This is a genomic window from Marinobacter sp. B-12 (assembly GCF_056857915.1).
Genome location: NZ_JBSXOB010000036.1, coordinates 1 through 15,276, shown reverse-complemented (window position 1 = coordinate 15,276; position 15,276 = coordinate 1). Strand labels below are relative to the sequence as shown.

Annotated in this window: 13 protein-coding genes; 4 read left to right on the top strand and 9 right to left on the bottom strand. The window is 57.7% G+C overall.

What is annotated here, in order from left to right; all coding sequences use genetic code 11:
- Positions 1 to 4: 4 nt before the first annotated feature.
- The 6 genes from AC13D2_RS04655 to AC13D2_RS04630 form a co-directional block, all read right to left on the bottom strand.
- Positions 5 to 1,747, bottom strand: coding sequence for a hybrid sensor histidine kinase/response regulator (locus AC13D2_RS04655; protein WP_482938271.1), 1,743 nt, complete (start codon positions 1,745 to 1,747; stop codon positions 5 to 7).
- Between the two features lie 76 nt (positions 1,748 to 1,823).
- Complete coding sequence (locus AC13D2_RS04650; RefSeq protein ID WP_482938270.1) at positions 1,824 to 2,918, bottom strand: lipase secretion chaperone; 1,095 nt, start codon at positions 2,916 to 2,918, stop codon at positions 1,824 to 1,826.
- An 86-nt stretch (positions 2,919 to 3,004) separates the two neighbouring features.
- Entirely contained in the window at positions 3,005 to 3,931 is a 927-nt protein-coding gene (locus tag AC13D2_RS04645) for an esterase/lipase family protein (protein WP_290497965.1), read from the bottom strand.
- Between the two features lie 154 nt (positions 3,932 to 4,085).
- Positions 4,086 to 4,409 (bottom strand): DUF3301 domain-containing protein, encoded by a 324-nt coding sequence (locus AC13D2_RS04640; protein ID WP_290497963.1) that lies wholly within the window; start codon positions 4,407 to 4,409, stop codon positions 4,086 to 4,088.
- Positions 4,406 to 7,489, bottom strand: coding sequence for an efflux RND transporter permease subunit (locus AC13D2_RS04635; protein WP_292046975.1), 3,084 nt, complete (start codon positions 7,487 to 7,489; stop codon positions 4,406 to 4,408). Before AC13D2_RS04635 ends, AC13D2_RS04640 begins: the two co-directional genes overlap by 4 nt.
- Positions 7,489 to 8,589: an efflux RND transporter periplasmic adaptor subunit gene (locus tag AC13D2_RS04630; RefSeq protein ID WP_286810001.1), complete on the bottom strand. Its 1,101-nt coding sequence runs from the start codon at positions 8,587 to 8,589 to the stop codon at positions 7,489 to 7,491. The genes AC13D2_RS04635 and AC13D2_RS04630 overlap by 1 nt, the downstream gene beginning before the upstream one ends.
- A 314-nt stretch (positions 8,590 to 8,903) precedes the next feature.
- Between AC13D2_RS04630 and AC13D2_RS04625 the strand changes: the two genes are divergently transcribed.
- Complete coding sequence (locus tag AC13D2_RS04625) at positions 8,904 to 9,422, top strand: DnaJ domain-containing protein (RefSeq protein WP_286810000.1); 519 nt, start codon at positions 8,904 to 8,906, stop codon at positions 9,420 to 9,422.
- A 6-nt stretch (positions 9,423 to 9,428) separates the two neighbouring features.
- Here the strand turns inward: AC13D2_RS04625 and AC13D2_RS04620 are convergent, their stop codons facing one another.
- Positions 9,429 to 10,214, bottom strand: a complete 786-nt coding sequence (locus AC13D2_RS04620; protein WP_482938269.1) for a secretin N-terminal domain-containing protein — start codon at positions 10,212 to 10,214, stop codon at positions 9,429 to 9,431.
- A 361-nt stretch (positions 10,215 to 10,575) separates the two neighbouring features.
- On the opposite strand from AC13D2_RS04620, the gene AC13D2_RS04615 reads away from it, so the two are divergent.
- On the top strand, positions 10,576 to 11,634 hold the full coding sequence (locus AC13D2_RS04615) for a 3-deoxy-7-phosphoheptulonate synthase (RefSeq protein ID WP_286809998.1): 1,059 nt from the start codon (positions 10,576 to 10,578) through the stop codon (positions 11,632 to 11,634).
- A 173-nt stretch (positions 11,635 to 11,807) separates the two neighbouring features.
- Here AC13D2_RS04615 and AC13D2_RS04610 read toward each other — a convergent pair whose 3' ends face one another.
- Positions 11,808 to 12,464, bottom strand: a complete 657-nt coding sequence (locus AC13D2_RS04610; protein WP_286809997.1) for a LysE family translocator — start codon at positions 12,462 to 12,464, stop codon at positions 11,808 to 11,810.
- A 175-nt stretch (positions 12,465 to 12,639) separates the two neighbouring features.
- On the opposite strand from AC13D2_RS04610, the gene AC13D2_RS04605 reads away from it, so the two are divergent.
- The gene (locus AC13D2_RS04605) at positions 12,640 to 14,082 is read left to right on the top strand and encodes a dihydrolipoyl dehydrogenase (RefSeq protein WP_286809996.1); all 1,443 of its coding nucleotides are present in this window, start codon (positions 12,640 to 12,642) and stop codon (positions 14,080 to 14,082) included.
- A gap of 20 nt (positions 14,083 to 14,102) precedes the next feature.
- Here the strand turns inward: AC13D2_RS04605 and AC13D2_RS04600 are convergent, their stop codons facing one another.
- Positions 14,103 to 14,378: a DUF2061 domain-containing protein gene (locus AC13D2_RS04600; protein WP_007154204.1), complete on the bottom strand. Its 276-nt coding sequence runs from the start codon at positions 14,376 to 14,378 to the stop codon at positions 14,103 to 14,105.
- A 223-nt stretch (positions 14,379 to 14,601) separates the two neighbouring features.
- On the opposite strand from AC13D2_RS04600, the gene AC13D2_RS04595 reads away from it, so the two are divergent.
- Complete coding sequence (locus AC13D2_RS04595) at positions 14,602 to 15,075, top strand: Dps family protein (RefSeq protein ID WP_007154203.1); 474 nt, start codon at positions 14,602 to 14,604, stop codon at positions 15,073 to 15,075.
- The last annotated feature ends 201 nt before the right edge of the window (positions 15,076 to 15,276 follow it).

Here is a 15,276-nt window from a genome sequence, read left to right as displayed (position 1 = left end):
GCGATCAGTCAGCAAGACGATCCAGTTGGGTAATCGCGGCTCGCAGCCTCATGGGTATCAGCGGTTTGTGCAGTACCCAGAGTCTGCGTTCAGAGTCGTAGCCCTGGGGAATCGTTGTATCAGCCGTCATCAGGATGCCACCGCGGACCGACTTGCGAGCGAAAAGCCGATCGTAGAGGGCATCGCCAGACATTTCCGGGAGGTGGACGTCACTGACCAGAATAGCGTTGGACGATGCGCCCCAACGGGTGATTGCCTGTTCCGCGCTGGCAACGCCTCTCACGCTGTAGCCCCAGGACGCCAGGGTTTCGCAGGTCCAGTGACGAGCCTCATCGTGATCCTCCACAACCACCAGTGAGGGTGAGTGAGCGGAAGGTGGAACAGCCGCTCCGGAAACGGACTCCGTTGTCTGTGGTGCGGGCGTTGCCGGCAGGAAAACCCGGAAACAGGCGCCTTGCCCTGGCGATGAACGGACGTTGCAATGTCCCTCCATCATGCCCGTGAGCTCATGGACAATGGCCAGCCCGAGCCCCAGGCCGGGGCAACTACGCTGGCGCTGACTGTTGCGAAAAAAGGGAGTGAAGATCTGCTTGAGGCTGCCGTCATCGATGCCCCGGCCATCATCCTGTACCTCGAAGCACAGCTTTCCGTTGTCCTGACGGGCTCGAAGATCAATGCGAGTGGCGTCGCTATGTTCCAGGGCATTCGTTACCAGGTTCTGGAGCACGCGGTGCAGCAATTGCGGGTCGGCAAACACCCCACTGCCGGTGGCGGGTTTATGGATGACTAGCTGCGCGCCCGGGCGTTGTACCTGCTCGCTAAACGTTTCAGATACCTGCCGTATGACCTGCCACGTACAAAGCCTGGTGGGCTCAGGGGATATCATGCCCTCCTGGATGCGGGAGATATCCAGAACCGAGGCCAGCAGGTTGTTGAAATGGGTGACCGAGGATTTCAGTCGCGACACCAGAGACTGCTGTTCGACTGGCAGACCGTCAGCGGTGAGGTTTTCCAGAATCAGGCTGATCACGTTCAGGGGCTGACGAAGATCGTGGCTGGCGACAGTAATAAGTCGGGTCTTGCGGTGATTCTCCTGTTCGGCCTGTTGTTTGGAGGCGTTGAGCATCTGGCGATCCAAAAAGTGGGCTCTCTGACGGTGTTCACTGAGCCAGGACCCTACCATCCCGATGATGTTGGCAGTGCCTATGAAAAACCCGTTAATCATGAGTTGGTGAGCCCCCGAACCGGTGGCGTACTCCACCCAAAGATAGGCAATGATGACCAGCAGGGAGGCGCCGGAAACCGTGCGAAACGGGATGCCCATTACGAAGTAGCCAAACATCAGCATCAGCAGGATGCCTTCATAGGGCAGTGGGTGGTTCTCCAGGCGTGCAAGCCCAATAATGCCCACCACACTGAGGCCGCCAACCAGATAGGCGAGCGCATAGATCTTAACGAAATGATCGTCGCGAATGTCTCGATAGGACAGCCACCACACGCCGATGATGACCGGGCAGGTGACCATAAGCCGAACTGCGATGGTATCCCGTGCGATGGCCGGGGGCAGCATCAGGGAATCCAACAGGGTATATACCAGGAACAGCGTCAGCGCACTGGCGGAGACCAGCCGTGCGCGTGACCGTATGCCTTCGTCCCTGACTCTGCGATAGTGGGCTTCCAGCGCAGGCTCAAACCGCAGCCGTCGAAACCCGTTGGCCCGTTGATCCCGAAGCTGGGAAAAAATCATCGAGGACTGTCCGGTTGTCGTTGTCGTTACCTCCAGTTTACGCCGGCCAGATAGTCAGGAATGGCATTGGAGCACACTATGGTGATTGTGGCTCCAATGCCCGCAGTCTAGCCCAGGTGCGGGTCTGTTCGGTCTCAAAATGCTGCTTCAGTAACCGGTTCTCCTGGGTGGCCCTGTCCTCTTCCGCCAACCCGGAGTTGTCCAGACTCGCCAGTGCCTGCTGGAACTGCTGGTATTGGCTGTCGAACTGCTCCCGTTCCTCCATGTAGGCGACCACTTCTCTGGCTTGGGCATCATCAACGCCCAGTTCCCGGAGTCTGCGTCCGGCCTCGGAGGGTGAGTCGGCTTCGGATAACGCCTGTTGTCTTACCCGGTGGTCCCCGCTTTCCTCAATCATGCGGGTTTCGGTGCGGCGGATGACCTCAGGAAGCTGCTGTCGATGCCATTCAGCCAGTGTGTTTTTTGCTTCGGCGGAAAGGTCGGTGCGCTGCTGGATCTCAAGACTGGCGAGGGTATAGTCGCCGTAGGCTTCCTCCAGCCTGAAAAAGGCCTCGTGAGTGTCGGCGGAGAACATGCGCCGGCGCAATTGTTTCATGTCGGCCAATGCACCTTTGAGCATGTCCAACTGGTATGCGGGATCGTGCTGCCGTGCGGGGTCGAGTCCCTGGTTGCCAAGTGCAAGAGAGGCATCCTTGTACGCCAGGTACTGGTTGAGCAGGGTCATGGCCTCGCGGGCAGCGCGTTCCGGCAGACTCTGTTGGACCAGGGTTTCGATCTGGTCGAGTGCCTGCTCGGCCGATACCTCGCCAATGGTGTTCAGGAAGTAGTCGAAGAAGTCACGGGTTTCCAGATCAATGATCAATTCGCCGTTGGCGTCGGCCCGTAAGGTGCCGTCAATGTTTGTACCCGCGAGGGAACTGGCAAACGGTTGGTCTCCCAGACTATCGGGTGTCTGGTAGGGCACAGGGGCATCCTCGCCAATGGCACGTGGCACCTCCGCAATACCGGGTTTGGGTTGTTCTGAGGCGGTGGCGGGAGTACTCGTTTTCTGTGTCGTTGCTTCACCGTGTGGTTCCTCTGCCAGCAGGAGCCACACACAGGCAACCACCACCGGAACGGTCATCATCAGGGGAAGGAAAGCCTTCTTGTTCAGTCTGTCGCTATTGTTCATACCCATTGTCCTGCCTCGGCAAGTGTCGTCGCCGGGCGCGCATCAGCGGGGCGCCCGGTGACGGTTCAGACTCGAAAACGCGAGGGTTAAAGCCCGCGGTTTTTCAGGCGGTTGGCATGGCTGCGATAGAGCGAGATCGGATTGGTCCGCCACGAACGAGCGCCGAACAGGTGATTGATGGCATCTACGTGGTTCATGTCGTAGTGGGTGCCGATGACGTTGCCCATCTTGGTGGAACATTCGCCGACCAGGCCATCATTGGGTTCGTTGCCGAAAGCCAGCGAGGTAACGCCCAGGAACGGGTCGGTGATGTCGGTCCAGTTGGTCCAGACGGATGTGCCGGTCCAGGAGAAGAACTTGATCCGGTTGCCGTTGATCCACACGTCTTCATTGGTGCCCGCGCAGGACCATCGGTTCACCCCTTTCCAGCCGAGGGCATTGTTCAACTGCGTGGTGCCTCGCGTGGTCAGGGTTTCCAGCGCTGCAACACCATCCTGGGGGTTGTTGGAGCCGGACAATGCGTTGACCAGATCGCCAAGCGCGTTGGCAATGGCGCCAGCGCCACCTTCCACATAGCTGCCGGGAGGAATGATTCCCCGCGCGACGTCCGCGACTTTTGAGCCTTTGTTGACGCCATTGATGGATGTTACCGAGGCAACTTTGTGGGGAATAAGCGAGGCGGTCACGCGGGAGGTGGGCGCGCCCTGACTGTGGGCCATGATGTTGACCTTCGAATGCCCAAGCCCGTTGATGTAGTTGGCGAGTTGCTGGCCACGCTGTTCGCTGCCGTTCACAAAGGACACGCTGGCGGAATATACCCGGGCACCGCTGCGCTCAAGGTTCCAGGGCACATTGTGGAAGTAGTTGATTAGACCACCGATGGTATTGAAACCGGTCACACCGTGGACCAGTACGATGGGATGCTTTGTTTTGGTATAGCTGGCATGGCTGAGCGTGGGTGCTGCAAGCACGGCACAGCTCATGATCACCGCGAAAGTGATGAGTTTACGCATGGTTGACTCCTGTTGTTTTTGTGAGGAAGCACACCCTGTGCGGGCGGCTTTTTGTCGCCAATGCGTGGAGGATTATTTGCGATTGGGGCGGGCGTAAGAATCGCCCATTTGGGGGAGGTGATCTGTCGCGTCTACGGGGGGATGTGCCCGGAGGTTAGAGGTCCGGGCCGAAACGATGGGGGTCCAGTTCCATATGGATGATGCGAGGGCCGAGCATGATGATTCGGCCAAGGTACCGCTCCTCCCCGGTTGAAGTGAATTCAAACAGGAAGCGGCGCCACACCCGGGTACGGCCGTTTTCATCACGTTTGAACCATACGCCACGTAGGTACACGGCGTCGTCCAGCAGCATCACATCCATTTTCTTGCAGTAGTTCCTGGCTGCCTGAAGCACAAAGTCCTTGATGGCCTTGGCCCGCCACCAGTACCAGGTGGCGAAGCCGGCTACAAACAGCCAGAAGAGCGTTCCGAGGGTCACTGGGCGTGAGCCGTGTTCCCGGTGCTGCCATTTGCGTCGTCATCCGCCGTGGAGCCGTGGTGGTCACGGCCCAGCAGGATGTAGAACGCGGGCAACACGAAAATGGTGAACAGCGTGCCGATGCCCAGGCCTGCACTGATGGTCAGGCCGATGGCGAACCGGCTTTCCGCGCCCGGGCCTACTGCAATCAACAATGGAACCATGGCAAAGATCAGCGCCAGGGAGGTCATGACGATCGGGCGCAGACGGATAGCTGCAGCTTCCACGACTGCCTCGCGCTTGTTCAGGCCTTTGTCCACCTGCAACTGGTTGGCGAATTCCACGATCAGTATCCCGTTCTTGGAGACAACACCGATGAGGGTTATCAGCCCCACCTGAGTGTAGATGTTCATGGTGGCAAAGCCGAGCACAATGAAGGCCATGGCTCCAGCCACCGACATCGGTACTGAAACAAGGATGATGAAGGGGTCGCGCCAGCTTTCGAACTGGGCTGCCAGCACCAGATAGATCACCAGCAATGACAGGAAGAAGGTAACCACCAATGCGCTACCCTGGTTCGCAAACTGACGCGATTCCCCGGTGTAGTCGAATGAGAAGCCCTGGGGGAAGCTGTCTGCGGCGGCATTCTCCATGAAGGCCATGGCATCGCCCACCGTCACGCCCGGTGTCACAACGCCCTGCAGTGTCAATGAGTTCAACTGGTTGAACTGAGTACGTTGTGACGGTTCCACGTCTTTCTGGAAGCTGATGACGCTGGACAGGGGTACCAGGCTGCCGCTGTCGGCACGAATGTAGTAGTCATTGAGCGCCTGCTCGTCCAGGCGGAACTCCTGATCGACCTGGGGAATGACCTGATATGACCGGCCCTGCATGTTAAAGCGGTTGATGTAGCCGCCGCCCAGCATGCTGGACATGGCGCGACCAACGTCCTGCATCGATAGCCCCAGATCTGCTACCCGGTCACGGTCGACCTTAATGCGGGTAACCGGGCGGTCAAAGTCGATGGATTTCTGCAGGAACATGAAGTTGCCGCTTTGCATGGCCTGCCCGAGCAGGTCATTGGCAACGTCATTCAGGCGCTCGTAATCCTCGCCCGTGGTAATCACGAACTGGAAGGGCAGACCACCGCCGGAGCCCGGCAGGGAAGGCCGGGGGAAAACGGCGGTCTGCAGGCCGGTGACGTTCTTCAATTCCTGGTCGAACTGTGGCTGAACCTCGAACTGGCTGATGTCGCGCTCGGACCAGGGCTTCATCTTGAAGCCGCCGAACACGGCGTTGGGCCCGGTGATGCCGAGAATCATGAAATCCTCATGGTAGCCAGGTACCGTCGACATACGCTCCTGAACTTCATCTCCGTGTTCCTGGAGATAGTCGAGGGTGGACGTTTGGGGTCCAAGCCCCTGATAGAACAGGATACCCTGGTCTTCGGTGGGCGCCAGCTCGTTCTGGCTCATGGCCACCATGAAATAGATGGATCCCAACACCACGATGGCGAAGAAGATCACCACGGACTTGGTGTCCATCAATGACGCAAGAGCACGTTTGTACCCATTGGCCAGGCCGCCGAAGGAGCGCTCCACGACCTGCTCGAACCGACCCGGATTGCCGTGGGGCTTGAGGATCTTGCCGGACAGCATCGGCGAAAGAGTCAGTGCCACGATGCCGGAAATCACGACGGTGCCGGCCAGGGTAAACGCGAACTCGGTGAACAGTGAGCCAACCAGTCCCCCCATGAACCCGATAGGAGCGTAGACCGCCACCAGGGTGGTGGTCATGGCGATGATCGGCGTTGCCATTTCGCGGGCCCCATTCAGGGCCGCGTTGAAGCGGGACTCGCCCTCTTCAATGTGGCGGTGAACGTTTTCCACCATGATGATCGCATCGTCCACGACAAGACCGATGGCGAGTACCATCGATAGCAGTGTCAGCAGGTTCAGTGAAAAGCCCATCATCAGCATGAAAAAGGCGCCGCCAACCAGAGACAGAGGCACCGCCACGGACGGAACCACCGCCGCCCTGACCGAGCCCAGGCAGATGAAGACCACCACCAGAACGATAACCAGCGCCTCCAGCAGTGTCTGGATAACCTCTTTGATCGAACTGTCGATAAAGTCGGATGCATCGTAGGCCAGACGGACGTTCATGCCGGACGGCAACTGGCTTTCAATACCCGGCAATTCATCTTTGACCAGCTTTGCGACCGTCAACGGGTTAGCGCCAGGTGACAGCTCAATGGCCACGTAGGTTGCTGGCTGCCCCTTGTACAGGGCGAGCTGGTCGTAGGTTTCGGAACCCAGTTCAACGCGGGCAATGTCCCGCAGGCGGATCAGTGAGCCGTCGGATTCTTTGACCACCAGATCCTTGAACTGCTCCGGGTCACCGACGTCGGTGTCGCTGGTCATACTGATCTTGGTGTATTTGCCCTTGGTATTGCCTACGGCCGCCTGATAGTTGTTGCGCAGCAGTACATCCACCACTTCCTGCGGCGTCATATCGACAGCAGACAAGCGCTCGGGGTCAAGCCAGACCCGCAGGGCGAACTGCCGCCCCAGCAGATCGGCCTTGCCGACGCCGGACAATGCCTGCAGCTTGGGCTGTACCACCCGCGTCAGGTAGTCCGTGATCTGGGGCACCTCCAGCTCATCGCTGTAAAAGGCGATATACATCAACGCGGTGGAATCGCCGGTTGTGGAGGTTATGACCGGGTCCTGCGCATCGGCGGGCAGTACATTGCGCTGACTGGCCACTTTCGCCTGAATCTCGGCCAGCGCCGCGTTGGCGTCGTAGTTCAGCACCATCTTGGCTTCAATGGTGGACTGTCCCTGGGAACTTGTGGACGTGAGGTAGTCGATGCCACTGGCTTCGGCGATGGCCTGCTGCAAAGGCGTGGTGATGAACCCTTTTACCAGCTCAGAGCCCGCACCGGGGTAGGCGGTTGTCACCGTGACGGTGGTGCTCTCAAGTTCCGGGTACTGACGGATTTCCATCTCCATCGCTGCCCGGGCCCCGAGCAGCAGGATCAGCAGGCTGACCACCGTCGCCAGGACGGGGCGCTGTATGAATATGTCGGTGAAACGCATTACTTGGACGCCTCCGCCGGCTGTTCATCTTCCTGGACTTCAACGCGCTGGCCCGCCCTCAATCTCAGCAGACCCTTAGAGACGACCTGCTCGCCTTCTTTCAGGCCATCAAGCACCGCAACGCGACTATCCCGGGTATTGCCGGTCTGGATGGTGCGACGATTGACGACCAATTCACCGTCATCATTCTCTTCGACAACGAACACGAAATCGCCGTAGGTGTTGTAGGAAACGGCGGTTCGCGGCACGGTGACAACTTCCCGGTCCTGGGGTTGCCTGGTTGCTACCGTGGCGAACATGCCCGGGCGAAGCTGATTGTCTTCGTTGCCAAGCGTGGCACGAATCCGGACGGTACGGGTTTGCGGGTTAACCGACGTGTTGATGGCACTGACCTGGCCGGCAAAATGACTGTCGGGGATGGCAGCGACAGTGGCCACTACGTCGTAGCCCTGTTGCACCATGGGCAGGTCTTTTTCCGAGAGGGTGTAATCCACGTAGATCGGATCGAGCATATTGATTTCGACAATCGGCGTACCGGTACCGATGTATTCGCCCTGATCCACCAGCCGAAGGCCAAGCTTGCCGTCGAAAGGCGCACGGATGATTTTCTTGCTCAACTGGGCTTCGGCTTCATTGACCCTTGCCCGTGCTGCGTCAAAATTGGCCTTGGCTTCATCGTACTGGGATTGCGACACGGCGCGCTTGGGAAGCAGGTCGGACACTCGCTTGAACTCCTGCTCCGCGAGCTGTGCCTCGGCGCGGCGAGTGCGCAATGCAGCTTCATCAATGGCTGCGTCCAGACGGATCAGGATGTCGCCTTTTTTCACCGTATCACCTGACTCGAACGCGATGGTCTCAACCACACCGGAAACTTCGTTCGCCACTTCAATACCGTTGATGGCTTCCACGCTGCCAACGGCTTTGATCTCAGGTGTCCACATCTCAGTGCTGGCCATGGTCGCGGAAATTTTCGCCGGCGGCTGCGGCTGGGAAAACTGTTCCTTCATCTGGCCAAACTGGTAGAACTTGTAACCAAAAATGCCGCCGAGCACGACACCGAGAAAGATGAGTACAATCAGGAAGCGGGAGGCAGTGCGCATAATTCAGGTCCTGGGTCGTATGTCCGTTACAGGTAATCGTGTTAGCTTTGCAGGCTCCTGATCCCGTAGGGATGGAGTTGCCCGGCTCGCCGGGGGCTGTGTTGGCAAGGAGTCGTCAACAAACCGTAAAGAATAGCATCCTATACAAGCGAGAGGGTTGCTGTCACTGATTTGTCAGTGAAAATGCGTACAATTACTGTGCTCCAGGCGCCTTCACCTGCCTTGCCCAGGCGGGGCCGAGGGCTCATCCCGTTCACTAGGTTGCCAAACAAGAATGACAGATTTACGACCCGGTCATCGATAAGGATTGGCGAATGCAATGGATTCTTGGTATTGCACTGGCGGCAGCCGTATTTATTGTCCTGAAACAGTGGGGCGCGTTATCGCCGGAGAAGAAAAAGGCCGCCACCTGGAAAATCGTGTTGGTGGCAGGCGCTGCAGTGCTTCTATTCATGGTGCTGACGGGGCGGGTGCATGTACTGACCGCCGCAGTGGCCGCCCTTTTACCGCTGCTGAGAAAGCTGCCAGCGTTGCTGAAGTTTGCCCCGATGGCCAGCCGCCTGTTCGGTCAAAACCGGCACCGTGAACCTGATTATGAAAACACCGACCACTATCAAGGCGGGCAACGCGGGCAGGCAGCCGCCAGTTCCGGCAATATGTCGGTTAGCGAAGCCTGTGAGGTTCTGGGGGTTGCGCCAGACTGCACAGACGACGAGATTGTGCAGTCGCATCGACGTTTGATCCAGAAACTCCATCCCGATCGAGGCGGCAACGATTACCTGGCGGCAAAAATCAACGAAGCCAAGAGTGTCTTGCTGAAACGCCGTGCCTGACAGGCCTTAAAGAACATCAACCTTTACCTCGAAGGTCTGGTTCTGGCGGCGGCTGTTCCCGGTTTGGTAGGTGATGCCGGACTGCTCGCCTACTCGCTGTTGGCGCGTGCTGCCAAGTTCCACCCATTCACCGGGTTCTACCCGACGTATCGTCATCACTGCCTCGGTGTCGTAGCCGGGCGGGTTGCCCTTCGGGTCTTCCTCAAAAGAGACAATGTTCAATTCGACCGCCTGATCTGAAATCACCTGCGGACTGACCAGGAAGCCGCTTCGGGTTTCGATCTGTCCCAGAAACGCTGCTGGATTACGGCCCCCGCGGATGGCGACAGGAACGGTGCGGACCTGGCCAGAGGAAATATGAGCGGATTGCCCATCCTGAACGATCAGCGTGCGTTCCTGATTCCGCCGTGTTGTGGTGACCTTGCGCTCTGCCTGGACTCTGACCTGGTTGTTGTTGACGGAAAACCCGCCGCCACCAGTTTTGGCATCCACGTTGTGACGGGACCGAACCGTTATGCGCATCTGTGAGGGGGCGACGTCCATGGTATGCACCAGCCTACCGATTTCATCCAGCAGCTCTGGTTCACCACGAACCACCATTTGCTGTCCGCGAGCGGTGATGGACACCTGGCCATCCGGGTAAAGTTCGCGAATCTGTTGCGCCACACCCTCTGCGGAGCGCTGTGCCAACTGGTAGGTGCGGGCCTCAGGCGCCGCTGCTAGAGCGCCTGAAAAAAGCAGCAGGATCAGCAACAAAGAAAGCGAAGGCCGACGATTCATCGCTGTGTTCATGAGTGACTCCGGGACTGGTAGGGCCGCAATACCGGCAAAAAACCGAATTTACGGGTTGCAAAGCCGGAAACCGGGGATATATATTGGAAAGCATGAAGACGACACACGCGACCTGTCAATTGAATGTTCTGCAAGCTTTCGGTGAAAAATCGATCGCTGCGGTCGCTGCTGTGTTTTTCTGGTGGTTTGGTTATGGCTATTTTAGCCAGAGCCCGGGCCGCCCATAAGATCTTCATCGACCGAATAACGAGGAAGGCAGCCCGGCAGAAACCCAGGCTGCCACCGGACTCAAAAAGCCCCGACTGGTAGCCACCAGCCGGGGCTTTTTTGATTCTGACACAGGGAAACGGGAACACTGACCATGAACATGTCGCTGAACATTGAGACACTGAACGAGACCCAGCAGCCATCAAAGGCTGAGCCGGGAACCCGGGAAGTGCCGCTGCCGACACCAGCCGAACTGCGAACCAGCCTGCCGGTTCCTGCTCACCTGCAGGCGCGGATTCGCCAGCACCGGGATGCTATTCGCCGGATACTCAACGGCGAGGACCCGAGAACGCTGGTGGTCGTCGGCCCCTGCTCCATCCACGACGAAGTGGCGGCATTGGAGTATGGCGAGAAGCTCAAAGCCCTGGCGGATGATGTCAGCGACCGTTTCCTGATCGTGATGCGTACCTACCTCGAAAAACCCCGAACCACCGTTGGCTGGAAAGGCCTGCTCTATGACCCCGAGCGCACTGGCAGCGGAAATCTCAACGAAGGCCTGTTGCGTTCCCGGCGCCTGCTGTTGAACCTGTCAGACATGGGCCTGCCGTTGGCCACGGAAGCCCTGAGCCCGTTCGCCATGGATTACCTCGGCGACCTCGTTAGTTGGACCGCCATCGGTGCCCGCACCACCGAGTCCCAGGTTCACCGTGAAATGGTCAGCGGTCTGCCGATGCCGACCGGTTTCAAGAATGGCACCGACGGCAGTATTGGCGTTGCCATCAATGCCATGAAGTCTGCGGCCCGTCCCCATCACTGCTTCGGCGTTGGCAGTAATGGCGCACCCGCGATGATTACCACTGAGGGCAACCCCGATACACACGTGGTATTACGGGGCGGGCGAGGTATTACAAACTACGACGCCGAGAGTATTCGCGAGGCCATGGGTGCCTTGTCCGGCGCAGGTGTTTCTGTTTCGGTGATGGTCGATTGCAGTCATGACAACGCACAGAAACAATCTGAGCGGCAACTTGTTATCGCTCGCGAAGTGATGGCCCAGAAACGCGCAGGTAATTCACGCATCGTTGGTTTGATGCTGGAAAGTTTTCTTGAAGAGGGGCGTCAGAATGATAGCGACGATTTGATTTACGGATGCTCCCTGACAGATCCCTGCATTGGCTGGAAGCAAACGGAAGAGCTGTTGCGTAGCTTGTGAGTTATGGCTTGGCGCATGCGCCGGTCTGTAGGCCTCTCCCAGAACACGCCCGTAAATACGTCCCTGTAGGGCTCGGTCGCGCCATCCCTGGCGCTCCACGGTTCTGGGAGAGGCCTACAGACCGGCGCCCCGGCTTGCCTGGTTTGCCTGAAAACGGGCCAGGACCGCTCTGATCATTCTTTTCCCGGAAGGTTTCCATCTCCGGAAACCGTTGAAAACAGCAACTGCCCCGCCAGCAACAACAGAACGCCTCCCATCAGCCGGTCCAGCCAATAGCCGAAACGGTTAAACCCCTTGCGGATCTGCGGCAGGGTGAAGAACACTGCCACGGCCATGAACCACAGGCCCGTGGCCACCGCCATATAGGCGCCATAACCCGTTTGAATCGCAATCGGCGTACCCGGGCTGATGATCACGGAAAAGAGTGACACAAAGAACAGTGTTGCCTTCGGATTCAGGGTATTGGTCAGGAAACCAAGCCTAAAGGCCGCCAGTCCGGATTGCAGCTCACCGTTTTCCGTTTCTACATGAATACCACCGGCTTTCGAGCGCAGACACTGTATCGCGATCCAGGTGAGATACAGGGCGCCAATAATCTTGAGAATGCTGAACAGCACCAGCGACTGCTGGATAATCAGGCCAATGCCCAAAAGGGAATACCCCACGTGAATCAGAATGCCGGTGCCAATACCGACGGCCGTCAGCAGGGCGTTGCGGCGGCTTTGGCACAGCGCCTGGCGAAGCATCACGGCAAAATCTGGCCCCGGGCTGGCGACGGCCAGGAAATGGACGAGGGCGACGGTGATGAATTCCGGCCAGTAGTTGTGCATGCGTTTTTTCTCCTGGGAAGCTCCGGTGCAGGGCGTCAGTTTAGAAGGCGCGGCCAAAAAAGTCCTGTGCCGACTACGGTAATTTCTTTGATTTGGTACTAAACCGTTTTCTGTATTCACTCCTATACTCAGGCTACACCATGAATTTCGCATTCGGGTCAGGGGAGAGGTAGACGTGGAAAAACGTAAGGTCGATGTGGCTGTTATTGGCGCGGGTACTGCCGGCATGAGCGCCTATCGCGCTGCCCGCAAGCATACGGACAATATCGTTATGATTGAAGGCGGTGCCTACGGTACCACCTGTGCCAGTGTGGGCTGCATGCCCAGCAAGCTCTTGATTGCGGCAGCAGACAGCGCCCATCAGTTGCAAAAGGCGCCGATATTCGGTGTTCACCCCGGTGATGTCCGAATTGATGGCAAAGAGGTGATGGCGCGTGTTCGCAGGGAGCGGGACCGGTTCGTCAGCTTTGTGGTGGAGGCGGTAGAGGGGTTCCCCGACGCTCATCGACTTCGTGGTCAGGCCCGGTTCCTGTCGCCCCACCGGATTGTTGTCGGCGAGAAAGTGGAAGTGGAGGCCGCGCGTGTGGTCATTGCCACCGGTTCCCGGCCGAACATCCCCGGCTTTCTCAAGGACGCCAAGGACCGACTGGTGGTGAACGATGACGTTTTCGAGTGGGACGACCTGCCTGATTCCGTTGCCGTATTCGGTCCCGGCATAATCGGCCTGGAGCTGGGGCAGGCGCTCAGTCGGCTGGGGGTTCGGGTGCGGATGTTCGGTGTCAGCGGAAGCCTCGGGCCGCTTCAGGAGGACGCAATCCGCAACTACGCACTGAAAACATTCAATGAAGAATTTCCGTTGGATACCAGCGCCAAGGTCCGGTCGGTTGAGCGAACGGACGATGGTGTTCGCATTCGTTTTTCGGACGCGGACCGTGGTGAGATCACGGAAACGTTCGACTATGTGCTGGCGGCCACCGGCCGTCGCCCCAATGTCGACAGTCTGGACATGCAGAATGCGGATATTGCCCAGGATGATCATGGCTCGCCACTGTTCGATCACTACACACTTCAGTGCGGTGACAGTCATATCTTCATCGGGGGAGATGCCAACAATGAAGTGCCACTGCTCCATGAGGCGGCTGATGAGGGGCGAATAGCCGGCGATAATGCGGCTCGATACCCGGATGTGCGGGCCGGACTGCGCAGGGTGCCATTGGGCATCGTGTTCACCGATCCACAGATTGCCACGGTGGGGATGACCCTCAAAGAAGCCAATGAGCGTTGTAAGGAGGGCTATGCCGTTGGTGAGGTCTCATTTGAAGGGCAGGGGCGCAGCCGTGTTATTGGCGCCAACAAGGGCTTGCTGCATGTATATGGGGAGCGAGGCAGTGGGTTATTTCTGGGCGCGGAGATGTTTGGTCCCGCAGCCGAACACATCGGCCACTTGCTGGCCTGGTCGCTGCAAAAGCGCATGACCGTGAGCGAGATGCTGACTATGCCGTTTTACCACCCGGTGATCGAGGAGGGGGTCCGAACAGCGTTACGTGACCTCAACCGTAAGCTGGATATCGGCCCACAACCGATTGAGCGTTGCCTGGATTGCGGTCCGGGTGGCTAGAGTCAAGGGGACCGCCCCGCTCAGAAACTTTGTGCAACCGGGGTTGTCTCCGCACCAGGGGCGCCCCTTGTAATCTGTTGCCTGCGCGCCCATATCTTCTCATGAAAGAAATAGGCAACCGTGTTGATCGCTGGTTCCACCATGGCAATCAGGCTGCCAATCAGGAGGTCGCCGGTCAGCAGGTAAGCAACGGTAAAGGCCACGGTGAAGTGAGTAATGGCAAATGTGATGGTTTTCAGCAACGAGTTGTCACCCTTTGAACCATGGTCATGGAAAAACATCTTCAGGGCACTCATAGACAGCTCCGCAGGTGCGATGGATATGGGTCCATTCAATAGCAATTGAGAATTGTTGTTAAATAAATAATATTCAGATTTTTGATAGTCCCTGGCTATCATTTGTTGCTGCCATGGATTGTCAATAGCTATCGATAATATTGGAAAACTAAACTTTATCTATTCATTGTTTCTGGTTAGTTTAATGGCCAGTACATTCCGATAACTGTCAAGGAGACACGTTATGAGCAAGAACTTTATTGGGCTGGACACTGAAAAGACCCAGAGCCTGGCGAACGCACTGAACGATCTGCTATCCAATTACCAGATCTTCTACATGAACGTTCGTGGCTATCACTGGAACATCAAAGGCGACAACTTTTTCGAACTGCACGCCAAGTTTGAGGAGCTTTATGACGATCTGTTGCTGAAGATTGATGAAATTGCTGAGCGGGTGCTTACACTCGGGCATCGGCCCGCACACGCCTACAGCACCTACATCGAAAAATCCGAAGTGCCAGAGCGAAAGGATGTGGCCGATGGTAAGGATGCTGTTGAAAACATCGTAGACAGTTTCGCCAAACTGATTGGCAAGCAGCGGGAGTTGCTACACCTGGCTGGCGATGCTGACGATGAGGGCACCGTTGCGTTGATGAGTGACTACATCTCTCAGCAGGAAAAGACGGTATGGATGTACCGCAGCTACCTCGGCCAATAAAGCCCTTGATGCTCTTAATAACTTGAGCAAACGTTGAAAATGGCGACCGCAGGGTCGCCATTTTTTTTGGTGCGCCAGGCATGGCGCGTAGCGCCTTGACGGGCGCTGTTCCGGTCTAGGTGGTGCTGGCCGGATGACTTGGGGGTGCAAGTCCCCTGTGGGCCCGGCAAGGGGAACCACTAGCCGGACGGCAAGGGTGTC

What these genes read in the sequence shown, in the direction of transcription:
- AC13D2_RS04625 (WP_286810000.1), top strand. Translation starts at nt 8,904, where the DNA reads ATGCAATGGATTCTTGGTATTGCACTGGCGGCAGCCGTATTTATTGTC.
- AC13D2_RS04655 (WP_482938271.1), bottom strand. Translation starts at nt 1,747, where the DNA reads ATGATTTTTTCCCAGCTTCGGGATCAACGGGCCAACGGGTTTCGACGG.
- AC13D2_RS04620 (WP_482938269.1), bottom strand. Translation starts at nt 10,214, where the DNA reads ATGAACACAGCGATGAATCGTCGGCCTTCGCTTTCTTTGTTGCTGATC.
- AC13D2_RS04610 (WP_286809997.1), bottom strand. Translation starts at nt 12,464, where the DNA reads ATGCACAACTACTGGCCGGAATTCATCACCGTCGCCCTCGTCCATTTC.
- AC13D2_RS04600 (WP_007154204.1), bottom strand. Translation starts at nt 14,378, where the DNA reads ATGAGTGCCCTGAAGATGTTTTTCCATGACCATGGTTCAAAGGGTGAC.
- AC13D2_RS04650 (WP_482938270.1), bottom strand. Translation starts at nt 2,918, where the DNA reads ATGAACAATAGCGACAGACTGAACAAGAAGGCTTTCCTTCCCCTGATG.
- AC13D2_RS04615 (WP_286809998.1), top strand. Translation starts at nt 10,576, where the DNA reads ATGAACATGTCGCTGAACATTGAGACACTGAACGAGACCCAGCAGCCA.
- AC13D2_RS04630 (WP_286810001.1), bottom strand. Translation starts at nt 8,589, where the DNA reads ATGCGCACTGCCTCCCGCTTCCTGATTGTACTCATCTTTCTCGGTGTC.
- AC13D2_RS04595 (WP_007154203.1), top strand. Translation starts at nt 14,602, where the DNA reads ATGAGCAAGAACTTTATTGGGCTGGACACTGAAAAGACCCAGAGCCTG.
- AC13D2_RS04635 (WP_292046975.1), bottom strand. Translation starts at nt 7,489, where the DNA reads ATGCGTTTCACCGACATATTCATACAGCGCCCCGTCCTGGCGACGGTG.
- AC13D2_RS04645 (WP_290497965.1), bottom strand. Translation starts at nt 3,931, where the DNA reads ATGCGTAAACTCATCACTTTCGCGGTGATCATGAGCTGTGCCGTGCTT.